Source organism: Vibrio sinaloensis (assembly GCF_000808535.1).
Classification (GTDB): domain Bacteria; phylum Pseudomonadota; class Gammaproteobacteria; order Enterobacterales; family Vibrionaceae; genus Vibrio; species Vibrio sinaloensis_D.
In genome coordinates this window covers 521,985-544,354 of the sequence record NZ_JWLV01000001.1, presented here as the reverse complement: position 1 = coordinate 544,354, position 22,370 = coordinate 521,985, and the positions used below count along the sequence as shown (strand labels likewise).

General features: G+C 45.0%; 22 protein-coding genes and 1 riboswitch. Of the genes, 13 read left to right on the top strand and 9 right to left on the bottom strand.

Annotated features, from left to right (window positions below; all coding sequences use genetic code 11):
- Nucleotide 1: 1 nt before the first annotated feature.
- From RJ47_RS02385 to RJ47_RS02375, 3 genes are all read right to left on the bottom strand, one after another.
- The gene (locus RJ47_RS02385) at nt 2–547 is read right to left on the bottom strand and encodes a hypothetical protein (RefSeq protein WP_039481033.1); all 546 of its coding nucleotides are present in this window, start codon (nt 545–547) and stop codon (nt 2–4) included.
- Nucleotides 540–1,079 (bottom strand): YaeQ family protein, encoded by a 540-nt coding sequence (locus RJ47_RS02380; RefSeq protein WP_005470198.1) that lies wholly within the window; start codon nt 1,077–1,079, stop codon nt 540–542. Before RJ47_RS02380 ends, RJ47_RS02385 begins: the two co-directional genes overlap by 8 nt.
- A gap of 62 nt (nt 1,080–1,141) precedes the next feature.
- Nucleotides 1,142–1,351 (bottom strand): cold-shock protein, encoded by a 210-nt coding sequence (locus RJ47_RS02375; RefSeq protein WP_005470115.1) that lies wholly within the window; start codon nt 1,349–1,351, stop codon nt 1,142–1,144.
- 351 nt (nt 1,352–1,702) lie between these two features.
- Here RJ47_RS02375 and RJ47_RS02370 point away from each other — a divergent pair, with 351 nt between their 5' ends.
- The gene (locus RJ47_RS02370) at nt 1,703–1,915 is read left to right on the top strand and encodes an alternative ribosome-rescue factor A (protein ID WP_038136270.1); all 213 of its coding nucleotides are present in this window, start codon (nt 1,703–1,705) and stop codon (nt 1,913–1,915) included.
- A 31-nt stretch (nt 1,916–1,946) separates the two neighbouring features.
- On the opposite strand, the gene RJ47_RS02365 is transcribed toward RJ47_RS02370, so the two are convergent.
- Nucleotides 1,947–3,161, bottom strand: coding sequence for an EAL and HDOD domain-containing protein (locus tag RJ47_RS02365; RefSeq protein ID WP_039481030.1), 1,215 nt, complete (start codon nt 3,159–3,161; stop codon nt 1,947–1,949).
- Between the two features lie 299 nt (nt 3,162–3,460).
- Entirely contained in the window at nt 3,461–4,624 is a 1,164-nt protein-coding gene (locus tag RJ47_RS02360) for a threonine/serine exporter family protein (RefSeq protein WP_005470145.1), read from the bottom strand.
- A 468-nt stretch (nt 4,625–5,092) separates the two neighbouring features.
- On the opposite strand from RJ47_RS02360, the gene RJ47_RS02355 reads away from it, so the two are divergent.
- Entirely contained in the window at nt 5,093–5,449 is a 357-nt protein-coding gene (locus tag RJ47_RS02355; protein ID WP_038136275.1) for a hypothetical protein, read from the top strand.
- 197 nt (nt 5,450–5,646) lie between these two features.
- On the top strand, nt 5,647–6,804 hold the full coding sequence (locus RJ47_RS02350) for a D-alanyl-D-alanine carboxypeptidase family protein (protein WP_039481027.1): 1,158 nt from the start codon (nt 5,647–5,649) through the stop codon (nt 6,802–6,804).
- A gap of 63 nt (nt 6,805–6,867) precedes the next feature.
- Here the strand turns inward: RJ47_RS02350 and gbpA are convergent, their stop codons facing one another.
- Nucleotides 6,868–8,334: an N-acetylglucosamine-binding protein GbpA gene (gbpA, locus tag RJ47_RS02345; RefSeq protein WP_039481024.1), complete on the bottom strand. Its 1,467-nt coding sequence runs from the start codon at nt 8,332–8,334 to the stop codon at nt 6,868–6,870.
- Between the two features lie 63 nt (nt 8,335–8,397).
- Nucleotides 8,398–8,486, bottom strand: a riboswitch (cyclic di-GMP riboswitch).
- A 324-nt stretch (nt 8,487–8,810) separates the two neighbouring features.
- Between gbpA and RJ47_RS02340 the strand changes: the two genes are divergently transcribed.
- From RJ47_RS02340 to RJ47_RS02325, 4 genes are all read left to right on the top strand, one after another.
- Nucleotides 8,811–9,164 (top strand): helix-turn-helix domain-containing protein, encoded by a 354-nt coding sequence (locus RJ47_RS02340; protein WP_005474660.1) that lies wholly within the window; start codon nt 8,811–8,813, stop codon nt 9,162–9,164.
- Nucleotides 9,165–9,258: 94 nt separating this feature from the next.
- On the top strand, nt 9,259–9,930 hold the full coding sequence (locus tag RJ47_RS02335) for a DUF3313 domain-containing protein (RefSeq protein ID WP_039481021.1): 672 nt from the start codon (nt 9,259–9,261) through the stop codon (nt 9,928–9,930).
- A gap of 9 nt (nt 9,931–9,939) precedes the next feature.
- A complete protein-coding gene (locus RJ47_RS02330) occupies nt 9,940–10,155 on the top strand; it encodes a DUF3820 family protein (RefSeq protein ID WP_039481019.1) in 216 nt (71 codons plus the stop codon).
- A gap of 41 nt (nt 10,156–10,196) precedes the next feature.
- Entirely contained in the window at nt 10,197–10,439 is a 243-nt protein-coding gene (locus tag RJ47_RS02325; RefSeq protein ID WP_038136285.1) for a hypothetical protein, read from the top strand.
- Between the two features lie 269 nt (nt 10,440–10,708).
- Here RJ47_RS02325 and RJ47_RS02320 read toward each other — a convergent pair whose 3' ends face one another.
- Both RJ47_RS02320 and RJ47_RS02315 read right to left on the bottom strand, forming a co-directional pair.
- Complete coding sequence (locus tag RJ47_RS02320; protein WP_039481015.1) at nt 10,709–11,938, bottom strand: RNA polymerase sigma factor; 1,230 nt, start codon at nt 11,936–11,938, stop codon at nt 10,709–10,711.
- Between the two features lie 3 nt (nt 11,939–11,941).
- Nucleotides 11,942–12,301: a YciI family protein gene (locus RJ47_RS02315; protein WP_039481012.1), complete on the bottom strand. Its 360-nt coding sequence runs from the start codon at nt 12,299–12,301 to the stop codon at nt 11,942–11,944.
- A 588-nt stretch (nt 12,302–12,889) separates the two neighbouring features.
- Between RJ47_RS02315 and RJ47_RS02310 the strand changes: the two genes are divergently transcribed.
- The 3 genes from RJ47_RS02310 (at nt 12,890) to RJ47_RS02300 (ending at nt 17,307) form a co-directional block, all read left to right on the top strand.
- Entirely contained in the window at nt 12,890–13,654 is a 765-nt protein-coding gene (locus RJ47_RS02310; RefSeq protein ID WP_039481009.1) for a helix-turn-helix domain-containing protein, read from the top strand.
- 120 nt (nt 13,655–13,774) lie between these two features.
- Nucleotides 13,775–15,865: a VIT and vWA domain-containing protein gene (locus RJ47_RS02305; RefSeq protein ID WP_039481006.1), complete on the top strand. Its 2,091-nt coding sequence runs from the start codon at nt 13,775–13,777 to the stop codon at nt 15,863–15,865.
- Nucleotides 15,866–16,053: 188 nt separating this feature from the next.
- Nucleotides 16,054–17,307: a DEAD/DEAH box helicase gene (locus RJ47_RS02300; protein ID WP_039481003.1), complete on the top strand. Its 1,254-nt coding sequence runs from the start codon at nt 16,054–16,056 to the stop codon at nt 17,305–17,307.
- 90 nt (nt 17,308–17,397) lie between these two features.
- On the opposite strand, the gene RJ47_RS02295 is transcribed toward RJ47_RS02300, so the two are convergent.
- The gene (locus RJ47_RS02295; protein WP_038136300.1) at nt 17,398–17,811 is read right to left on the bottom strand and encodes a VF530 family DNA-binding protein; all 414 of its coding nucleotides are present in this window, start codon (nt 17,809–17,811) and stop codon (nt 17,398–17,400) included.
- 461 nt (nt 17,812–18,272) lie between these two features.
- Between RJ47_RS02295 and RJ47_RS02290 the strand changes: the two genes are divergently transcribed.
- From RJ47_RS02290 to RJ47_RS02280, 3 genes are all read left to right on the top strand, one after another.
- Nucleotides 18,273–19,538 (top strand): RidA family protein, encoded by a 1,266-nt coding sequence (locus RJ47_RS02290; RefSeq protein WP_005474600.1) that lies wholly within the window; start codon nt 18,273–18,275, stop codon nt 19,536–19,538.
- 133 nt (nt 19,539–19,671) lie between these two features.
- Nucleotides 19,672–20,286, top strand: coding sequence for a class I SAM-dependent methyltransferase (locus tag RJ47_RS02285; protein ID WP_039481001.1), 615 nt, complete (start codon nt 19,672–19,674; stop codon nt 20,284–20,286).
- 113 nt (nt 20,287–20,399) lie between these two features.
- Nucleotides 20,400–22,334, top strand: a complete 1,935-nt coding sequence (locus RJ47_RS02280) for a GGDEF domain-containing protein (RefSeq protein ID WP_039480998.1) — start codon at nt 20,400–20,402, stop codon at nt 22,332–22,334.
- Nucleotides 22,335–22,370: the final 36 nt, after the last annotated feature.

Genomic DNA, 22,370 nt, shown 5'->3' with positions numbered 1-22,370 from the left:
TTTATGGTTTTGGACTAAACAGCTTAGTAATCAACGACCAGAACCAATGTCGTTTTTGAACGAGTGGCGAGTGTTGATCGCCCAAATAAAAGCTTTCGAGAAACTCTGTGCGCAGGTCGTGGCTATCTCTCGGCGTAACTGCTGTGATAGTGAGCGCTGTTTGCTCGGCATGATCATTGGCCAGACTAAAGTCCATCTTTAAGTAACCCTGCAGGTATAACCACATATGGGTGACAAACTCGAGTTGCAGCAAGCTTTGGTTGTTAAACTTTTTGGCTTCCTCATCCCCTAAATGGCTAGACATGCTTTGCTGCATCGCTTGAATCGCCTGCTTGTGATTTTCGATGGTTGCTTGAGCCTCGATATGCGCTTTGGTCAAAATACCCAACAGGTGATGAGTAAAATCAACATCGGGTTTTTTCTTACTCACTTGCACAAATAAGCGCTCATGCTGTTCACAAAACAGTTGCCACTGCCGCTCTTGCTGCGGTGATTTTAACAGGACGTCAGCGTTAATCTCTCGCAGTGACTTATCAAGCTCACTCATTGCTGTAGAGGGTCTCTAACTGTACTTCAAAAGAGCCTTGTGGGACGTCGACAAACAGACTATCGCCGGTAATCATCACCGAGATATCCATGCCTCGCTCGACAACTTCTGATAACGCTTCGATTGCATCCCAGTTAAAGCGGTAAAAGCTCGCGTTGTATTGATGCGCTTTGTTTTTGGTTTGTTCCCACCAGACATCAGATTTGCTGTTGAAGCTAAACACATCCACACGAGGTGACAATCGAGTCGCTTTTTTGATTCGATCTAATGAAGGTTCGCCAATTTCAACCCAGTACTGAATCTGATCATCGAGTGATTTTACCCATAGGTCTGGTTCTTCGATGGTGGACAAGCCTTTGGTAAACACCAAGTCCGGTTGGTACTTGGCACAAAAGGCAAGGACACGAGCCATCATTCTCGGGATGGTTTCAGATGGGTGTTGCGCGATCGTCAGTTGCGCTGAATCGTACACATCTCTATTCGTGTCAGAGAGCGAAAGACGGAATTTATAGATAGTGGGTTTGAGTGCCATAGTAATACTTAAAAAAATAGCCAGCGATAGTGCTGGCTATTGTATGCTGTAAGTGGTTGTGATTAAACCGCTTTGATGTTTTCTGCTTGAGGGCCTTTTTGACCTTGAGTAATTACGAACTCAACTTTTTGACCTTCAGCAAGAGTGCGGAAACCGTCACCTGTGATTGCTGAGAAGTGAGCGAAAACGTCTGGACCATTTTCTTGCTTAATAAAACCAAAACCCTTTGTTTCGTTAAACCATTTAACTGTACCAGTTACAGTGTTAGACATAGTGTATATCCTTGATAAATCTTGCAAAAGCCATGACGGCACCGATAGCGTGGAAAAGGAGATTGCTATTGAGCACGACGTTACGGCGGACAGTCATAAATCCAACGAAACGGCGGGGTAAACAAGAACCGTTTTCTAGCTGAAATCCAGTGTAGGCTGAAGTGCAACTAAGTCAATAAGATTTCGGGGCAAATCTCAGTTGTCACAGGCTTTTTCATTCAAAGTTTGCGCTAGGTAAAAGATTTAAATTTATACAGTTTTAATTATTATTGGTGTAACATTTGTCTGCTTTGGTTGCTGAGTAAATTCTCTTTAGTGACCAATAAAAACCCAAAATCAAAGGAGCTAGATATGGCCAAAAATAAACCTCAGAAGATGAGGAAAGAGTGCTCGTTGCAACACGAATTAGAAGTGGGACGCGGCGAGATCAAAGATAACGCTTTGAAAGCGGTTGTTACCAGTGAATTGTTTAAAGTGAGAGTGGAAAAAGCGAAAAAAGGCAAAGGCAGTTTCAGCCGCAAAATGAAACACAGAGGCAAAGAGCCCTATTCAAAAGCTGCTTAACAGCGTCTTTCGAATAGGGCTTTTTACATAGTTAGGCCGCTAAGCTAGCTTTGTCACTAGGTTGTTCCCATTTTAAGGAGCTAGTGAAGCAACGTGATGAGACGTGGGGGCAGAGTTGGAGTTCCTCGTTTAGCGAGGTAATTGAGTCCCAATCCGCTTTTTCGTAGGATTCAACAAGTCGTAAAACCGTTCCGAGTACGCCTTTATGTTCGAGAATCGCCTCGGTAACAAGATCGCTGACTTTGACGGATTGAAAAATCGTGTCGTAACTCACTTTGAATATTGAATCTAACAGGGAAAACAATCCCACGATATAAGCATCCGAACGAGCCAAATTGAGCTCTTTTGCGATGAGAGAACAGAAATAGGCTCTCTGGATAGCCATATGATAGATTGGCTTTGGTCCTGACTCACTGTCTGACGAGAGGGCAACGAGGGAGACAAACAACCTGATTTTGTTTTCACCAAGATAGGCTAAGGCTTGTCTGAATGAGCGTATTGGAGCGCTGAGGTTTGATGAATTGACGTAGCGAAAGAGCTTATAAGACAGCGCCACATCCGTCGCGAATAAGGCTTCCAATCGCTTGATTTGGATTTCTTCCTTAGCCACTTCTTGGCACAGTTTGATCACTGACAGCTGGGAAGCCGAGATCGCCTTCTGCTCAATGATTTCAGGTTTGGCAAAGTAGTAGCCTTGAAAGTAGTGAAATCCCAACTCTTTGCACTGCAAAAACTGCTCTCGAGTTTCGACTCGTTCAGCGACAAAGGAAATTCGTTCGCCAAGTTTTTTAATGAGATTTGCCGCTTTGTTGAGTGGTATGACACTGATATCAAACTTGATGATGTCGATAAAACGAAGGAAACGCTTCCATTCAGGGGTTGGGACAAAATCATCCAAAGCGATGGTATAGCCAAGGCTTTTCAAGTGTTTGATTGCCACCAGCAGTTCATCGGTCGGTTTGCAGTCTTCGAGCACTTCGATCACGATTTTCTCCTTTGGAAGCAGAGCAGGCACAAGTGTGACTAGGCTTTGGTAGGGGAAGTTGACGTAACCTACCTTGTCCTGAATGACATGTTCGTAGCTATCACTTTTGAAGTACACATTTGAGAGCACTTTTGACGTGGCTCGCACTGGGTCAATGTCTGGAAATGCGTTGTTGAGTCCCTCTCTGAAAAGGAGTTCGTAGCCAATTAATTTTTCCTCTCTATCTAAAATTGGCTGTCTTGCGACAAATGACTTATCCATTGTGATTCTGTTACCTTTGGCATTATTAAATTGGCAATTTCAACTGATGATTTATAATTTTTATTGATATTTATAATTATTATCATCTGTTTAAATGATATTTTCACTCGAAAATTAACATTTGGTAACAGTTTTCTTGGTATGACTTGTTCAGTTTACCAACAACCTTGCGAGGTTGGGGCCGAGATAGTTGGTAGAGGAGTAGGAGTGAATTTAGAGCGTTGCCGTGTTAGCTAGCCTCGCAATAACGATCATTGTGATCGATTACTGCGAGGCTTGGCTGTAAAAGTTTAGCGCCTTTAACGCTCTATTTTCGGAGAGTAGATGGAGTACGCGGTGATTTGTCCCGCGACGATGGCTGAAAACATAAATAGAGCGGAGAGACCAATACTTGGGATCGGAAGAATGGATTGCTCAAACACCGACTGGCTCGCACTAACCAATACACGGCTTCCCGGTACTAAAATGATGATACCTTGAACGATGTATATCGATCCGGTGAGATCGAGTTTTTTAGCTACCCAAGTACCATAAAGCGTAATCAATACCGTGGTCACCCAAGTGCCAACGACCCAACCACTTTCAAAGCCTAAGTAAAACGGTCCCCACATCCCCAACATCGCAACAGGTAGGCCGAGTAGAATGTCCTTTGGTCTGGCGTTAAAGATAATGCCCAATGAAATTGAGATAAGGAACAGGCCAAAAATATGCAATGCGGTAGGCACTTCATTGATGTAACTCAGCGGCTCTGCTTGTCCCCAAATAGATTCGCCAATATTCAACCCCATAACAATGCCAACAAACAGTTTTATCAAGGTTAATGCACTTTGACCGAGCAAACTGGTCCCCGACACTAAGTCATTGAATGCAAGACACTCCAAAGAGTTGGCGATAGAAAGTCCCGGAACAAACAGAACGATCGCAGCGATGCAGAGTGCCCAAACAGGGATTTCAGCGCCGGTACTGGCGAAGAATGCAACCAATATGCCCGTCAATAAGGCAGCAATGAACTCAACGGCGATCGAGCGCCTAGCTTTGCACACTTGTTGTGCTGACCACACCATAAACCCCAAGAACACAGAAAGATATATCGCGTCCATGGTTGAGCCCACCAACATTAAATAGGCCGGTGGGATCCCCATATTGGCGAGTGCAATAACCCATTTAGGATAACCAACCGGCTCTGGAACCGGCTCTTGGCTCGGTTGGTTAATGCGAATGATGGTGTTCGCCAACAAACTTAAGTTGATGGATGCAGGCTGATGTCGCTTCATGATGACGGCATTATTGTCATCAGGGAACTGATAGTTGACGGTAGTCGGGGTTGCTTGAATCATCACATCGACACCATGTTTTCGTGCGTAAAACTGTGTGTATTTTTCCAGTTTGTAGGGCGCGCATCCACAACGGTGGAGAGTATCGCCTATCTCGACGATTTTACGGATTCTGTACTCTGAAGGCATGGTATGTAGTACGTAAAAATATGTGACGCAAAGGTACCAGAGCTCTGTTTGCTAAACGAGTCAAAGGCGCGCGAACAGTGGCTAAGCTCACACTAAATAAATAGAACAATCAGTAAAGGAAGGGGTGAATTTGAAATCTTAGGTTTCATCTTGTCATCTGGCGGATTTTCCCTCCAACTATAGAGGGTTGTTTGTCACAAAAAACAAAAGTTTTAAAATATTTCAAATGTTATCTAACTGTAACATCTCAAAGTCACAATCTTCTCAAAAGCCACAAAGTCAGAATCTGCCGAGACTGTTACAAAATATAGCGTTAACAATGATCTTACATTTGAGCGTCGAGCTTTAATTGTACAAAAAAGATACAATTTGGCCCCTTGATCTTTTTCTTAGATGGGCGAAAATATACGCAAAATGAGTTTGCAAAAATGAAAGGAAGCTTTTTCTAGTTTAAAAGCGAGGTGTCGTATGAAGTTGTTTATCCTGTTTATCATTTCCGTGACTGCTGGTGTCGCATCTGCTGAACACCTTCATTCGTTTCTATTAGGCCTATACATTGCAACTCTTGCTGTTGGCGCGTGCTACTGGTTCGCATTCAGAAGCAGCCGTTTTCCTCAGTTAGCACTTGTATTACTGATCTGTGGCTTCCTAGCCAAAATATCAATCACGGTTGGTGGTGTGGTATGGGGCTTTAGCCAAGGGCTAGTAACGTCTCCGTTTGTGTTCTCGCTGTCGTACTTGTTCTTCTCAATTGTGGCGACTTACTTGTGGTTCAAAGTGAAAGACCGCGCAGTGAACAAGAGCTTGAAAGCAAAAGCCGCTTAATCAGTTTGTTGTAAGTAGAATTGAAAGCCAGCGCTCAGGTCGCTGGCTTTTTTGTGCCCCAAATTGGGTTCGATTTCGCAATAATTTCGATAAATCGCGATTAAAGGTAACGATTGATTACAAAGCTGCTGCGTGCATGACCACGTTGTTTATACTCAAACCGTTCCCTAATTTCATTTGGACTATAGAGCGTCACTATGAGAAAAACGTTTTTCACTTCCACACTCGTCTCTTTGTTTTCTTTTAGCGTTGTAGCTGCTCCCACCATCATCCCTGATCCTCCAGTGATCGGCGCGAAGGGTTATATCTTATTGGACTATCACACTGGCGCCGTACTGGTTGAAAAAAATGCGGATGCTCAGCTTAACCCTGCGAGTCTCACCAAGTTGATGACGGCTTATGTTGCAGGGCAAGAAATTCGAAATGGCAATATTTCATTAGAAGACCAAGTCACGATCAGCCAACGCGCTTGGGCGAAAAACTTTCCTGATTCGTCAAAGATGTTTATTGAAGTCGGAACTGAAGTCTCGTTGCTCGATTTGTATCGTGGGTTGATTGTTCAATCGGGGAACGATGCAAGTGTCGCCATCGCAGAGCATGTTGCTGGCAGCGAAGGGGCTTTTGTCAGCCTGATGAATAGCTGGGCGACCAAGCTAGGGCTTGCCAATACTTCGTTTTCAAACCCTCATGGCCTCGACAGTGATGCACTGTATTCCACCCCGCATGACATCGCTAAGCTAAGCCAAGCAATCATCCGAGATTTACCATCGATTTACCCCCTCTACAGTGAGCGTGCCTTTACTTATAACGGCATTACCCAATACAACCGAAACGGCTTGCTCCGGGACCGCAGTTTGAACGTTGACGGAATGAAAACCGGATACACTAGCGGCGCAGGTTATAGTTTAGCGACCTCTGCAACGAGCGGTAATATGCGATTAATCAGCGTTGTTATGGGGTCAAACAGTACGAAAAGCCGAGAGTCGGAAAGTAAACAGCTACTTAGCTATGGGTTCCGATTCTTCGACACCGTTTCTCCTGCAAAGGCGGGGGAATCATTAAGTGAAGTGAAAGTGTGGATGGGAGACAAAGACTCACTTAACGTGGGAGTGAGTCAGGACAGCTACTTGACGCTTAACAAAGCCGATGCGGCAAAGCTATCAGCAGAAATCGAAACTAACGGTGAGCTTACTGCCCCTATCTCACAAGGAGACAAAGTCGGCTATGTGATTTATAACGTCGAAGGGCAAGAGGTTGCTCGTGCTGATCTCGTCGCTCTTGAAGATGTTGAGCAAGGAAGCCTGTTTAAACGTTTCGTTGATTGGATTAAGCGAACGATTTCAAGCTGGTTTTAGGAACCCAATATAAAAAAGCGAGTGGAAACACTCGCTTTTCTGTTTGGCTTCGAAAATGTGAAACTATGGATTCAGTTTGTCCCAAGCCGACTCCCAATGTGAACCAATTCCCGGTTCATAGTGGTTGGCTGACGGCGACCACTGCACGCAGTATCCTGAGTACGGGAACGCTTTGCATTGATAGATGTTGCCATCATTCGCAAGTACTTTGGTTCCCGCCGTGTAGCTTTCCATGCCGTTAGGGAAAACATAGTCATAGTCTCCTGATGGCGGTGGTGTTTGCTCTTCTACCAAATGGAAGTCTAAAGTCTCTTGTTCTACCAGTGTGCCTTTGTCATCTTTGGTCACAACAACAAGCATGTGATGGCCAGGCTCTGATTTCGATAGCGCTAGCTCTACTGACTGAGCCGCCCCGTCTTCAAGCTTGCCCGAGTACGAAGCTAATGATTCCTTGTGATGGTTGTACACCGTCAGTTCAGCGTTGAGATCGCCTGTCGCCAAGAGTTCAAGGTTAAGTACGGTGGCGTCTTCGGTCACAGTGTACTCATCTTGCAAGCCTTCAACACTCAAATCGAGCTCTGGTTCAGGCGTTACAATGTCATAGCCGATCTCTACACGCTCAAGTGAAGAGCCCCATTTTAGGTAAATCGGGTTCGAACCATACACTGGGGTAAAAGCCCCATCTTCTTTTCGTTCACCAGAGCGGATGAGATTTTGCTCTTGGTTGATTTTGTCTGCGAGGGCAAAAGACCACTGATTCGCTTTGCCTTGCTCTTCACTATTAATGACGATCTGCGTTCGGTAACTGATGTTTTCGCCACTTTGGTCAAATACGCGTGTAAAAACGGTATCTCCGACGTTCAGATCCATGGTTGGATTGATCTGTCCACCTTGGCGCCAATCAGGATCAACAGGCAAATCCCCATCAAATTTCACATCAATAACGTTGTAAAAAGAGGCCGCCGTATCACCAACATCCCACACCGCAAGAATTACGTGGTAGCCCTCACGTGTTGGGACATCACATAGATGGCTGACACGTTTTGGTGGTTGCACCATATTGCCATCGACCACACAGAAAGGCTGTAAATCAAATGATTGACGAGCAAGCGGCTGATTTGGATTCCAATCTGCCTTGGTGATGTAGTATTTCCAGTCTTTTGTTACATGGTTGGCGGTAAACGTCCACTCAAAGAATTGTTGACCGGATTGAATAGGGCGTTTCACCCAGCGGCTGGCGGTTTGTTCATCTAATGCGGCGGCGAGAGAGGTTTCTGCGCTCGCAATTTTGCCATCACGGGGTCCAGTTTCTGGGAAGCCGTCAGGCCCTTCGACACTTTGTGGTTCATACTGAATGGCACCGCATTGCGCATTCTTTTCGTTGGTGTCGCTGGTTGGGAATTTACATAGTGCAGCGCGGCTTGCAGCTACGCCGTTTTCATATGCCGAAACATAGCCGTGGCCAATGGCCGTTCCACTGACAGTGACTAGACTTAAAGCAATGAGCGTTTTTTGAGGGAGTTGATTCATCATCTATCCTTATACATTCGCTGAATAAAAAGATGACACCTTGGCATGATGGCACCCGACTTGGGTGGCGGTCCCGCTATCATAGACTTGAGTAAGTCGACAGACCGGAGACTTTGCGTCCTAACTTTTCAGATAGTTTGCCAGAAGTGCAGTTGAGCACGCGAAATGTAGTGATAGTTTTGTTTAAAAGCGACGATCCGATTGCGTTTGTGGAAGGGCAATCTCGATTTGAAATTTCTGACATGAATTAACTTGATTATTTGTCAATGATAAGCTGAATAAAATATTGATAATCAATGCTTTATTTCTATTTTATATTTGATTTTTGAATGGTTTTTCCCGCTTTTATTCGTCGCGAATTCATGCCTGTTTTCTTCAATATCAACCAAACCTTTAAGCTCCGTTAACGCTGACCTGACATCCACTTGGATAAAAGTGCCGACAATTTATTGATGCTACCAATACAGGGAACAACAATGGAATTCACCGAACAAGACCGAGAAGCGCTTTACCAAACGTGGATGTCACAGAAATCGAAAATGCGCTTAACCCAAATGGAATTTGCCAAAAAACTGGGTATGAATCAGTTGACGTTCTCACAAGTTCTTCGTGGTGAGCGTCCGATGACGATGTCTTTTGTCAGCCATTTTTGTCGTCATCTGCATCTAGAGCCCAAACATACCTTCCCATCGCTTAAAGAGCACCGCGAAGCAGGCCCGAGAGTGGTTTACCTGAAAAGCAGAATGACCGTGGATGGTGAAATACAAAATGCCTACATCGAAGGTAATCAGGTTGTCGTGGAATACGCTCATACGGTGCACGACGCATAATTTCATTAAATAGGCAGAGCTTGGAGACATAGAGTTCGACTAATTTGAATTTATAATATAGTATTCTGTTTGCCTGTGTTTGAGAGTACTGTTTATGAAGTTGAAAAAATTACTGATTCTTTTCTTATCGGTCTTTATTTTTGCTGGATGCGCAAATGGACCAATTAAGCGCGCGACCAAGTTCACGACTTATGAAGACTTTAAGCCAGGTCCTCCGGGAGGCGTGGATTTGGTATGGGCACGTATCGGTCTTCAAGACCCGGATCGCCTTCGAGCTAAGTTAAGTGGATATGACTCTGTGGTGATAGACCAAGTATTTGTTGTCACAGATGAAAATGCATTGGACGAAGATGAGATCAAAGAGCTTAGTGAATATATGGTATCTAGGCTTACAGAGAAAATTAGTCCATACAAAAATGTAGTCCAATCGCCAACAGGAAAAAGTCTACGTATTAGTGTTGCTTTAAGTAACATTGAAACGCCTAACCCTGTGCTTGCAGTAACGAGCAGCGTGTTACCTGTAGGGCTCGCAATTTCTACAATTTCAAAGGTCACGACTGGTGAGCATACGAATGTAGGCAGCGCAAGTGTAGAGCTATTGGTGAGTGATGCCCAAACGGGTAAACCACTTTTTGCCGCGATAGATCGCGAAGCTGGCAACAAAGACTTTTCTACTATTATTGATTCCTTAGATGACGCGAAAGACGCGATTAACTATTGGGTTGATCGATTAGGTGTTACCCTTAAGGGCTGGGAACAACCATAGAATGGTAAGATGTTAGAAAAAGATAACTTATTGAAGCTCGCTAGGATGCAAATGCCATTTGGGAAATACGCTGGGCGTGTCTTGATTGATTTGCCGGAAGAGTATTTGCTTTGGTTTGATAAGAAAGGCTTCCCTCAAGGGGAGCTTGGTGACCTCCTTAAGCTATGCCTAGCGCTAAAAATAGAAGGCTTAGATACCGTTGTTAAGCCTTTAAAGCGTATGTAACCTGCCAAAGAAACTCTCCACTCAGAACGATAATATTGACTATGAATTTTGACATCGATGCATTGAGGCATCACCAACTGGTTGAGGATGGCCAACTTGAGGGGTGCTATATCCACCAGCCAGCACAAGGTAGCCAACAAGATGATAAAGCTGTGTTAGCAGAGCGCCATGCGTTGGAAAAAATGGGGTATAGGGTTGTGCAAGTTAAAGCGAAAGGCAAAACAACAACGTTCGCCGAGGCGATGCAAAAGTTTGCGAAGAAGACGCGGCATCAATCCAAGTAATCAGTGACTGCAACAGAACAAAGCATCCCTAGCTTCTTCAACAATACCCTGTGTTTTCATTTAAAAGAGTCAGTTTATCAGGCTAACTCTTTTCGTGCCCCAAACTAGTCATTGAGCTTTTATCAGACAGAGGAGCAATTGATTCGCTTGTTTAGTCTTGGTATTCACGGGCTTCTCTATCTCTAAAAGCGCATTTCTAGGTTTATGCCTATGCCGATCTATTCAGAAATTGGTTGGTGGATTCCGAAGCTATACTACTAAAGAGTAAATCAATTTGTGACTTCTCGTAATCCCAGTTCCAAAAACTGACGTGTCGCCACACTTGGGGCTTTTTCAATTGCTAGTTTGTAAAAAATGCTAGCCTGTGCTTTTTGTCCTAATTTCCTGAGAATATGCGCACGTGCTGCGTACCAAGGTTGGTAATCTTTAAGATCTTCTTTTAACTCATCCAACTTGTTGAGTGCAAATTCTGGATGACCTGTTTCTGCTATCACCACTGCCCAGTTCAAAGCTACAACTGGTGTAGGCTCGAATTGCCATAGGGATTGATAAAGCAAAGACATCTGATACCAATCGGGGTTGGGTTTCATCATGTGGCAATCTGCGATCGCAGCCTTTATCTGAAACGGCCCTGGTAGTCTTCGTTCTATGGCGTTGTTAAGGATGCGGTGAGCTTCATCAATATTATTTTGAAGCCATAGTGTCGTGTTCTGTTGTTCGATAGGCACTATTGCTCCATCAATATTTATTCGTGCAGTGCTTCTCGCATCGGTCAACAACATTAATGCAAGAGCACCTTCGATTTCAGGATCATTGGGTTTCAGCTTGTTAAGTAGTCTGGCCAAAAATATACCTTCTTGGCACAGCGAACGTCGACATTCAGCTTCCATGACATAGCCAGTGGTGAATATCAAATAGATGGTTGTTAATACGGTATCCAGTCTGTCATGCCATCTATCTGCATCTGGGATAGAGAAACCAATTCCTTTGGCTTTAATCTTTGCCTTAGCGCGATACAATCGCTGCCCCATCGTTTGTTCGTTATCAAGAAAGGCGGCGGCAATTTCCTTGGTCGTTAAATTGCAAACTGTGCGCAAGGTTAAAGCGATACGCGATTTTTCTTCCAGGGCTGGATGACAACAGGTAAAGATAAGGCGTAGACGTTCATCTGGAATAGTTTCGGGAACGTCATACACCTGACCATCGGAAAAAATGTCAACAAGATCCTCCGTTTTACGTTGCTCTCGTTTTACCATGCGGAAATGGTCGATACCCTTGTTTAAACCGACTCTCAGCAGCCACGCCGAAGGGTTATGGGGCATGCCGGATCGAGTCCAGTGCTTCAACGCAGCAATCGATGCTTCCTGTAAGACATCCTCTGCCAATTGAAAATCATCAAGGCGTGAAATAAGCACAGCCAAAAGACGCCCCCTCTCTTTTATCAGGACATCATTAATAATATGACTGACAGCGATGGCTTTTGAAGAGGCGTTATTCATACGTTAACTTGCTTCGTTGTAATCCAACAAAGGGCGAACTTCGATGGTGCCAAACTTAGCCACAGGAATGATTTCTGCGCACCGTAGTGCAGCATCCAAGTCTGGCACATCAACGATATAGTATCCCCCTAAGTGTTCACGTGTTTCCGCAAAGGGGCCGTCCATGGTTTCCACCTTACCAGACTTAATCCGAAGTGAAGTGGCTGTTTCAATAGTCTGTAATCCCTCACCGCCAACAAGTACTCCATCCTTTTCGAAAGTTTCTGAGGCAGTGGCAAAGTCTTCCATCATCTTGTCGAATTCTGGAGTGCCAAATTCTGGCTCTTGGTCAGGAGCAGCGTAAAGCAAAAGCATGTATTTCATGGTTAGTTTCCTTCTTGTTTATTGTTTCATATTCAAGGACGTTATCACTTTGCCATTTTCGACATGAACTAAAAATTTTTTAACCTTACGAATGTACAATAGAACGGAGACCGAATAGTTATCAATCGGGAGATTTGTGCTAAGTATTGGTTAAGTGTATGCCAATATGGTTTTCACTCATTGTTTCAGATGGTGTGAAGCATATGGATGTGCTCTAATTTGCGTTTACTCAACCGTAAATTAGAGCAATGAAGAGATAGCTTTCCCGAAGTAAGCTATTTTCTTTTGGTTTGACAAAAGGCTTCCCTGAAGCGGGGAGCTTGGTGACCTCCTTAAGTTGTGCCTAGCGCTAAAAACAGTGGGCATCACTTAAACTAATCAACGCATGTAATTTGCCTTAGCATCGTTACACTCCCCAAAAACACAGCTATTAAAAAGAGTCAGACCGTTAAGGCTGACTCTTTTTTCCGCCAAATTAGCGGTTGAAATATCACATCAAACCTGCGAAAAATACCTCCGTGAGGTGTCATATGGCCAACATTCACAAGAGGTTGGTTGTGAGCCCGTTGATTAATCAAGGAGAGGTGGATGTCAGAGTGTGAGCAGGTGATTCAGGCACTGAAAAAGCAATTAAAATCGCACGGTGTGAATTACCAAGATGTCGCCAAAGCGCTGGATTTGAGTGAAGGTTCGGTGAAGCGCCTATTCTCTAACGGTGGCAGCATGAGCCTTGAGCGTTTGTCTGCGGTGTGCAGTTTGATTGATCTGGAAATGACAGCGCTGTTTAAACTTGCCGAAGAAGAGAGTCAAAACCTTTCTTCATTGACTTGGGAGCAGGAAAAACAGTTAGTGGCGGATAAGGCGCTACTGCTGGTCGCCGTTTGTATCACCAATGGTTATCGCTTTGAACAAATCCTAACTCAATACAACCTCAGTGAGCCTCAGTTGATTCAAAAACTGGCGCACCTTGATCGCCTCAAAGTGATTGAGCTAATGCCGGGTAATCGCATTAAACTCAAGATTTCCTCCTCGTTTTCATGGATTGCAGGGGGACCTATTCAGCAGTTCTTCCAGCAGCAGGTCATAAACACCTTCTTTCACACGCACTTTTCCAAAAATGACGAAAAACTGGTGATGGCGACAGGGTTGATGTCGTTACCTACCAATCACAAGCTCCAACAGCGGATTCAACGATTAGTGAAAGAGTTTTATGAATCGTGCAATAGCGACAACGAGTTGGCTATGGAGCAGCGACATGGCACCTCTATGGTGATTGCCATGCGTCGCTGGAGCTTCCCCTTGTTTGATGAGTTCGAAATAACAGACGACGCGGAGAAAAGTCGTATCGGATAACACCTGTGGTAATACTATTTGCTACTTTGCTCGCTGAGCTTTGTTGCTGCCTTGCCTTCGTGCAACCTACTGAACAGCCAGAGAAAGACTCTCTGATGACAGAAGATAACGGAGGCAACCATGTTGAACCGACTGAAAATGATTTCACAAACCGCCATCTGGAGCGTTTTGTTTATCGCTGTACTTATCGCTACGTTTTCATCAAAAGCGCTAGCCGCGGGATTACTCAAGCCCGTTGGCAGCCAATATAAAGATCTTCAGATCGAATCCCATCATGTTGATGTCGCAATTCAGGATGGATACGCAACCACATCGATTGAACAAACCTTCTTTAATCCCAATGACTCTGAACTGGAAGCCTTGTACTCATTCCCTGTTCCGCAAAACGCCGTTGTGGGCGAGTTTATTTATTGGATCAATGGCTCACCAGTCATTGCCGAGGCGGTCCCTAAAGAAAAAGCCCGTAAGATTTACGACGACCAAAAAGCGCAAGGCAACGCCACAGCACTGACTGAAAAAGACGAATACAAAACCTTTGATATTCGAGTGTATCCAGTGCAGCCGCAACAGAGCGTGAAGGTAAAACTCGTCTATATGCAAGATGCTTTGTTGGACCATGGTATCGGACGTTATGTCTACCCACTAGAAGAGGGCGGAGTGGATGTCGCCAAAAACAGCTTTTGGACCCGAAACGACAAAGTTGAGCAAGATTTTTCATTCAACGTGACATTACGCTCCGCTTATCCGGTGGATGATGTCAGGCTGCCAGCGCACCCTGCGGCAGTGATCTCTCAGCAAGCGGATGGCGAGCACACCACGTGGAAGGCAAACATCAGCAACCACATCGCCGATGCTGTGCAAGAGGGTGAGTCTATGCAAATCGCTCAGGCTTCAATGAGACTCGATCAGGACGTCGTTTTCTACTGGCGATTGCAAGATGGCTTGCCGGGGCGAGTGGATATGGTGGCGCATCGTGACCCAGAGTCATCTAAGCGCGGCACGGTCAAACTGACTTTTACTCCTGGTGATGATCTGACTCGCGTAACACAAGGACGCGACTGGGTGTTCGTGCTGGATAAGTCAGGTTCCATGTCTGGCAAGTACTCGACGCTTGTGGAAGGCGTGCGCCAAGGTTTGGGTAAGTTGCCTTCTGAAGACAGATTCCGCGTTGTGATGTTCGACAGTAATACTTATGACTTAACGGGTGGATTTGTAGCGGTCAATCAGTCCAATATCAGCAAAGCGCTGCAATCTGTCGAGCAGGTGGAGCCGAGTAATGGTACCAACCTTTACGAAGGAATGGCTGCTGCGATTCGTAAACTCGATGATGATCGTCCGACTGGCATTGTCTTAGTGACCGATGGTGTCGCAAACGTGGGGGTAACCGAAAAACGCCGTTTCTTTGAATTGATGGAAAAACACGATGTGCGACTGTTTACTTTCATCATGGGTAACAGTGCTAACACGCCACTCCTCGTGCCAATGACCAAGTTGTCGAACGGTGTTGCGACCTCCGTATCTAACGCGGACGATATTATAGGTCACCTGATGAGCATGACCAGCAAACTGACACATCAAGCATACCGAAACATCCAGCTTGATATCGATGGCGTAAAAATTAAAGACCTGACGCCGGAGCAGATCAGCAGTCTATACCGTGGTGAACAATTGACGGTGTTTGGCCACTACTTCCAAGGCGGAGAAGCCGACATCAAGTTGACTATGGATATTGGTGGGGAATCGCGCGAGTACCGTACTAAAGTGATGCTGCCGGAAACTGCACTTGAACATCCTGAACTTGAAAGAATGTGGGCGCTTTCAGCGATTCGTGACCTACAGGAGCAAATGGACTATTTGGAGCAAAAAGATCGCGACAAAGAGCAGGCAATTGAAGATATTGCCTTGGAATATGGACTGCTAACAGATTACACATCGCTGCTAGTGGTAGAAGAAGAGATGTTCCAGCAACTGGGTATGGAGCGCAAAAACCAAGCGAGAGTACTGAAAGAACAAAGTGCTCGTGAGGTTAAAAAGAACAATCCAGTGAAACCAACCCGCGCTGACAAGAATCAGCCGACATTTAATCAACCGACACCCAGTTACTCCGGCGGTGGCAGTGGCGGCGGTGGTGGCAGTATGAACCTCGCTGTATTGCTGAGCATGATATTGCTGGTGGCCGGCAGAGGGGTGCTCGCTAGAAAGGCGCGCTAATAACTACAGTTAAAAAACGGATAGAGGCTGCGTAATTGCAGCCTCTTGCTCTAGTTTAAGTCCGCATTGAACGGTGATAGAGCGCCAAGAAAATCTTGAAATGGAGGCCAGTCACATTATCGCTAACATCCTTGGGCTAAATAGCATAATATACACGCCCTTTACCTAGCACTGAGCCACTTATCGTAATGACAGATCAAACACAGCAAGCGACCTTTGCCGACCTCGGCCTGATTCCAACCTTAGTCGAACGACTTGAGGCGTTGGAGTATCGTCAGCCAACCCCAATTCAATCTTACGCCATTCCTCACGTACTTGAGGGCAAGGATTTTGTTGGTGGCGCCAATACCGGTTCTGGTAAAACTGCTGCGTTTTCGTTGCCTATCCTACAAAAGATTCTCAAGCAAGGTGATTCAAACCGTTCTCGCGGTAACTTCGTTTCACACCTTGTTCTTGTCCCAACTCGTGAGCTAGCATCACAGGTTGCGTACAACGTGAAATCTTACTCGTACCACCTTCGAGATAAGGTAAAAACGGTGGCTGTATTTGGCGGTGTGTCGGTGAATCCTCAAATGTTGGCCCTTCGTGGTGGGAGTGACATCATCGTCGCCACGCCAGGTCGATTGCTTGATTTGGTTTCGAGTAATGCTATCAAGTTGGACCAAGTGAAAACGCTTGTCCTCGATGAAGCTGATCGTATGTTGAGCCTTGGGTTTACTGATGAGCTTAACAAGATTCTTGCGCTGCTTCCTGAGAAGAAGCAAACACTGCTATTTTCCGCGACCTTCCCTGAAAAGGTGACCACCTTGGCTCAACACTTGTTGAGTGATCCTGTTGAAGTTCAGCTGCAAAGTGCAGAATCAAGTACCTTGGTACAGCGCGTATTCAGTGTGAACAAAGGTGAGAAGACGGCGGTATTGGTGCATCTAATCAAAAAGCATCAATGGCGACAGACTTTGATTTTTGTGAATGCGAAGAACGCTTGTAATCACTTGGCTCAAAAACTGTCAAAACGTGGTATCACCGCGGAAGTGTTCCACGGCGACAAAGGGCAAGGTGCTCGTACTCGTGTTCTTGATGGCTTTAAGTCGGGTGAGATTCAAGTGCTGATTGCGACAGATATTGCAGCGCGCGGCCTCGACATCGAGAAGTTACCCGTGGTGATTAACTTTGATCTTCCGCGCAGCCCTGCTGACTATATGCATCGAATTGGGCGAAGTGGTCGTGCGGGTGAAGTTGGTCTTGGTTTGTCTTTGATTGATTATGATGATTACCATCATTTCAAAGTGATCGAAAAGAAGAATAAGTTTCAGCTTGAGCGCGAGCAGGTTGAAGGGTTTGAGGTCGAAGACGATCAAAGTGAAGCTTACTTCCTGCCTATGAAGCCGCGTGCTAAGCCTGAAGGCACAGGCAAAAAGAAGAAGAAAAAGCGCACTGAATAGTGTTAGGGAGGTGAGCCGAATTGGTGATTGCTCCCTAAACAGAAAAAGCGCCTTGCTTGATGCACAAGTAAGGCGCTTTTTTGTAGCGCATTATCGACGTGGTGGGCGTCCACGAGGTGAGCGTTTTTTAAATGCTGACGCCGCTTTGGCTTGCGACTTCAAAATGGAGTCTACCGTAAGGTGCATTGGCTCCTTAGGTTCAAGGCCATGAGGAAATGTACGCGCTCTCGGCGGTAAGTTGTATTCCTCCGCACTTGCGCGTGGCATGCGTTTAAAACGGTAGAGGTAGAAGTTTTCTAACTTTTCTCTCGCCCAATCGGTTTTCTTCAAATACTTTACGCTGCTTGCAATGGAAGGCTTTGTGTTAAAGCAGTTGAAGCGCATTGCTGTATCTAGAATGTCCCAGCCATAAAAATCCACTAACTCTTGCAACATTGTTTCAAGTTTTAACCCATGCAGAGGGTTGTTTCGTTGCAGTTCGATTCGCTCTTCGTCAGTCATCATTTTGGGCGCCTTACTCATTAATGGGCGGAGTTTAGCAGAGTCTACCGTTCAGAGGTATTGATAGTTGTGCCTCGGAGTATTTATGCAGTAATCAAGGGTTAAACCGCGGTTGGGTCTTTGCTGGTGATCAATTTTATAGACGTTATTGTGAAGGCGCTAACAGAGTTGATCAAAATACGCGAACTTGGTCTTTTTCTAAATTGGGAAATTACTCATTAATTTGCAATAAATTCCTTATTTAAATCTTGGTGTGATACGAAAGAGTGGTCGTTATTCGGATAATTAGTCTCGAATGATTAAATATCCAACCCTTATATTACATGCTAGTGGAAATGGTTTTTGATTCTAGTCACATTTAGCATTTTATATTTAACTTAGTATTTTCTCACTTTCTGATTATAACCAATAACACCTACATAAGTGATTTTAATTGCTTAAAATAATATAAGGATAAACCTTAAATGAGTGACGTGATCATCAAATTATCGAGAAATACAGATAATGCACCTATTAGCGAATATTCAACGCAATCTGTCGCTTTTTCGCACTACAATAATATTTCTGCGCAGCTTCCGATTGATGCAGCGACGGGGGAAATCGTCGTTGGTGGCGTGAAAGAGCAGGCTCACCAATGTTTAGTTAATATTAAAGCGATTGTTGAGAGCATTAGTCACGTCATGGAAGATGTGGTCAAAATTAACGTCTTTGTGAAAAACATCGCAGACGTTGAGGCGGTCGATGAGGCGTACCGTAGTTTCTTCCACGAATACTTCCCGACTAGAACGGTGGTCGCTGTTGCTGCGCTACCCGATGCGGATGCGCTGGTTCAGATGGATGCACTCATTTCAAATGGCGAAGGGACTTACCCGCAAGATCCATGTGAATTGATCAAATTGGCAAGAAACACCGAACGTGCGCCAGCTCATGAGCTTTCTACACACACCGTTGCTTTCTCGCACTACAACAACATTTCTGCACAGTTGCCTGTTGACCCTGCGACTGGCGCGCTTGTTGAAGGTGGTGTTAAAGAGCAAGCCGCACAATGCTTGGCGAACGTGAAAGCGATTTTAGAAAGCATCGACGTCCCGTTTGACGATATTGTCAAAGCGACCATCTATCTAACTGACCTAAATGATCTTGATGCTGTGAATGAAGTGTACTCTACGTTCTTCCCAGACTCGGCGATTGCTCGCGCTGTGGCATATGTACCAGCACGCTCAGTCGTCTCTGTAGAAGCGTTACCATTAGATGCTCGCGTCCAAATTGATGTGGTGATTTCTCATGGTGACGGCACGCCTCCTCAAGAAGTTGAAGATCGTCATGGCATTGTGATTCGCGCACGTAACACAGATGCGGCACCTCTTAACGAGTTGTACACTCAAACTGTTGCGTTTTCTCACTACAACCATATCGCTGCCCAGTTGCCAATTGATTTGAACACTCAGTCTTTGGTATCGGGTGATGCAAAAGAGCAAGCGAAGCAGTGTCTAACACACATCCAATCTATTGTGGAAAGCATTGGTCATGTGATGGATGACGTCGTCAAAGTCAATATTCAACTTCGTGATATGGCTGATATTGATTTAATTAATGAAGTTTATCCTTCATTCTTTGAAAAAGAGCTCCCAGCAAGAACCGTTATTGGCGTGAAAGAAATAGCAATGGACGCAAAAGTTCAAATTGATGCTATTATTTCCAACGCGGAAGGTACACCGCCTTCTAAATAAAAATTAGGTTTTATTAAAGTGCATTCTATTTATATAGAGTGCACTTTTGTTTTGTATTTGTAATTCAATGGTTGCAATTGGTTTCCTATCTGTTTATTTTGTAACGTTAATACATTAGACGGAAATAAGTGCAGTGAAACCTAGCGAAGTTGGATTGGCGTACGATCAAATTACACATCGATGGCAGAGTGATTCCTTTGATCTCTCCAATGGTATCGACGCTCATAAAAAAGCACTCACTTTTCTTTCTCACTCTAGCACTGGGCTGGATGTTGGCTGCGGATGCACAGGTCGCATTATAGAGCTTATGCAAGCGTCAGGGCTTACCCCTGAAGGTCTCGATATTTCCAGCGAAATGATCCGACTCTCTCAGAACAAGTATCCTGCTGTTCAATTTCACCACGCCGACATCTGTCAATTCGAGTTTACAAAGACGTATGATTTTATCTCGGCATGGGACAGTCTTTGGCACATTCCGTTGTCATCGCAACGCTATGTAATGACAAAACTCGTCAATGCCTTAAATCCAGGCGGTGTCCTTCTGTTTTCTTTTGGTGGCACGCAAGAGGCGGGCGAGCATGACAATAACGTCATGGGGCCAAAGATGTACTATTCAACCCTAGGCACGGACGGCTTTTTGCGTCTATTTATGGAGTTAGGATGTGCCATCCGCCATCTGGAGTTTGATCAGTATCCTGAACAACATACTTTCCTAATCATTCAAAAAGCCGACAAACCTGCTCCTTGACAGTCAGCATTTACGAATCCAGCCGTTTTTGACGCTAAGATTTATGAAAATGATTCAATTTCTGTATAATTTCTATCGCACACACTTAGCCTCTTGGAGCCCCGTTTAAACCCATGTTCAAAAAAGCAACCACTGCGTTACTTTTGATGTCACTGTCATTACTCACTGTAGTGACACTTGAGACGTTTCTGTTTCGCCCTCAGAAACTCTCTACGACTGAAGCAACGACACCGGTATTGGCTCCAGAAAAGCAACTGTTAGCGATTGATGCTCAGCACCCATTGCTCGCCATTCATCAGTTGGCGGCTCGTTCACCGGAAGAAGCGCTTGTTCGCCTAGAGCAGTGGCGAGCGGGTTTAACGCGCCCACCAGAAGTCATCGAACAAATCTTTTCACTGTGGGTCCGTCGGCTAGCGGCGAAAAACGAGCCGAGTGCTCTCGATTCGATCGATAGTGAACTGAACAAGATTGCTAAAGTACATCGATTAAGTTGGCTGCTGGCAAAGCTCGATATTGAAAGTGCTTACAAGGATTTTCGTCGTGGCTCCTACCCTGAAGGCATCACAAAAATCATGGATGCCATCAAGTTTGTAGAACATATCCGAGCGGATTTTTTATTACTGGAAGCGTATAACACCGCGGGTGCACTGTATAACTCCGACAATCAACTCAAGTTGTCGCAAAAATACTTCATTAAAGGTGTAGAGGTCGGTAGAAAATACCCCGAGAGCGAGTACAACGTTCGTTTTAATAACAACCTTGGGCTGTTGTACGTTCACTCAGAGCAATGGGAGCGTGCAATCGAATACCTAGTTCGAGCAGAGATATTGGGCGAAACACTTGAGTCTATTGAACCTGAAACAAAGTTTATCGTTCTGATGAACCAATCTTTTGTCTACAACAAATTGGGCAAGGTAAATGAGTCACGCGAGGCGTTTGCAAAAGGAATTCGTTATATTGATGAGCACACTCCCGCTTTATACCGAATTATTCGCTTAAAGTCTGAAACGAGATTGCTACTGTTGGAAGGGCAGCCAGACAAAGCCCTTGGAGTGGCGATTGCGTGTATGAATGCTGAAGCGATTGATAAGTACCCAAGGCAGCTTGGAATTTGCCAAATGGAGCACGCAATGGCGCTGAAAGATCTCGGCAGATTGAACGAAGCTCGCGAGGCCATTGAGACAAGTATTGCGTCGTTTACAGAGATTAACCATAAGCGTTGGTTGATTCGTAGTCATTTGTTAAAGGCGAATATCCTTGAGAAACAGGGCGAGCATGAGCAAGCGCTACAAGTCTATCAAACCTATCATGAGAAAGAGCGCAACCAGATTTTAAGTGAGATTCAGAACTTAGGGACCGCTTTTGAAATTCAAGAGTTAGAGCGTGAACGTGATTTGCTGGATTTGCAAAATGAGCTCAAAGAGTTTGAGCAAGGTTTGACGGAGCAACGGGTTCGGCTTCTCTATATTTGGTTGGGTTTTGCGTTGCTGGTCGCGGTTTGGCTTGTGGCTCGTTGGGTCGCTGAACGCAAACGCAATCAGTATTTGCACGATCTCTCATTCAACGATCCTCTGACCGCAGTCGGAAACCGTCGTTTTTATCAACGCGAGTTAGAGACGCCTGTGGTGCTTGATCCTAAAGCCATCTACCGAGTGACATTGGTCGATATCGATCGATTCAAACTGATCAACGATAACTTTGGCCATGAAGTGGGTGACGGTGTGCTGAAAGAAGTAGCGGCTCGGATAAAAAGTGAGTTGCAAGACCATGAGGTCATCGTCCGCTGGGGCGGTGAAGAGTTTTTACTTGCGGTTAGTGATGGCGCCGATTACTGCGAACGTGCCCAAAGTCTTATTGCCGCGGTGAACAAGAAACCTATCGTGGTTGGCGATCATCAACTCGAGGTCACAATTTCTATTGGTGCCAGCGAACCCTATACGCTAGAGGGGTTGAGAGTCTCTAAACGCGCATTTTCCATTGCAGATGAATGTTTGTATCAAGCGAAGGAACGTGGGCGAAATCAGCTCGTCATGCCAGAAGAGTTATGATTCGTACGTAACTGAAACTTGTTTTTTGTTATTAGT

What these genes read in the sequence shown, in the direction of transcription:
- RJ47_RS02350 (WP_039481027.1), top strand. Translation starts at nt 5,647, where the DNA reads ATGAGAAAAACGTTTTTCACTTCCACACTCGTCTCTTTGTTTTCTTTT.
- RJ47_RS02300 (WP_039481003.1), top strand. Translation starts at nt 16,054, where the DNA reads ATGACAGATCAAACACAGCAAGCGACCTTTGCCGACCTCGGCCTGATT.
- RJ47_RS02355 (WP_038136275.1), top strand. Translation starts at nt 5,093, where the DNA reads ATGAAGTTGTTTATCCTGTTTATCATTTCCGTGACTGCTGGTGTCGCA.
- RJ47_RS02365 (WP_039481030.1), bottom strand. Translation starts at nt 3,161, where the DNA reads ATGGATAAGTCATTTGTCGCAAGACAGCCAATTTTAGATAGAGAGGAA.
- RJ47_RS02320 (WP_039481015.1), bottom strand. Translation starts at nt 11,938, where the DNA reads ATGAATAACGCCTCTTCAAAAGCCATCGCTGTCAGTCATATTATTAAT.
- RJ47_RS02295 (WP_038136300.1), bottom strand. Translation starts at nt 17,811, where the DNA reads ATGATGACTGACGAAGAGCGAATCGAACTGCAACGAAACAACCCTCTG.
- RJ47_RS02385 (WP_039481033.1), bottom strand. Translation starts at nt 547, where the DNA reads ATGAGTGAGCTTGATAAGTCACTGCGAGAGATTAACGCTGACGTCCTG.
- RJ47_RS02290 (WP_005474600.1), top strand. Translation starts at nt 18,273, where the DNA reads ATGAGTGACGTGATCATCAAATTATCGAGAAATACAGATAATGCACCT.
- RJ47_RS02325 (WP_038136285.1), top strand. Translation starts at nt 10,197, where the DNA reads ATGAATTTTGACATCGATGCATTGAGGCATCACCAACTGGTTGAGGAT.
- RJ47_RS02330 (WP_039481019.1), top strand. Translation starts at nt 9,940, where the DNA reads ATGTTAGAAAAAGATAACTTATTGAAGCTCGCTAGGATGCAAATGCCA.
- RJ47_RS02380 (WP_005470198.1), bottom strand. Translation starts at nt 1,079, where the DNA reads ATGGCACTCAAACCCACTATCTATAAATTCCGTCTTTCGCTCTCTGAC.
- gbpA (WP_039481024.1), bottom strand. Translation starts at nt 8,334, where the DNA reads ATGAATCAACTCCCTCAAAAAACGCTCATTGCTTTAAGTCTAGTCACT.
- RJ47_RS02370 (WP_038136270.1), top strand. Translation starts at nt 1,703, where the DNA reads ATGGCCAAAAATAAACCTCAGAAGATGAGGAAAGAGTGCTCGTTGCAA.
- RJ47_RS02280 (WP_039480998.1), top strand. Translation starts at nt 20,400, where the DNA reads ATGTTCAAAAAAGCAACCACTGCGTTACTTTTGATGTCACTGTCATTA.
- RJ47_RS02375 (WP_005470115.1), bottom strand. Translation starts at nt 1,351, where the DNA reads ATGTCTAACACTGTAACTGGTACAGTTAAATGGTTTAACGAAACAAAG.
- RJ47_RS02305 (WP_039481006.1), top strand. Translation starts at nt 13,775, where the DNA reads ATGTTGAACCGACTGAAAATGATTTCACAAACCGCCATCTGGAGCGTT.
- RJ47_RS02335 (WP_039481021.1), top strand. Translation starts at nt 9,259, where the DNA reads ATGAAGTTGAAAAAATTACTGATTCTTTTCTTATCGGTCTTTATTTTT.
- RJ47_RS02310 (WP_039481009.1), top strand. Translation starts at nt 12,890, where the DNA reads ATGTCAGAGTGTGAGCAGGTGATTCAGGCACTGAAAAAGCAATTAAAA.
- RJ47_RS02315 (WP_039481012.1), bottom strand. Translation starts at nt 12,301, where the DNA reads ATGAAATACATGCTTTTGCTTTACGCTGCTCCTGACCAAGAGCCAGAA.
- RJ47_RS02360 (WP_005470145.1), bottom strand. Translation starts at nt 4,624, where the DNA reads ATGCCTTCAGAGTACAGAATCCGTAAAATCGTCGAGATAGGCGATACT.
- RJ47_RS02340 (WP_005474660.1), top strand. Translation starts at nt 8,811, where the DNA reads ATGGAATTCACCGAACAAGACCGAGAAGCGCTTTACCAAACGTGGATG.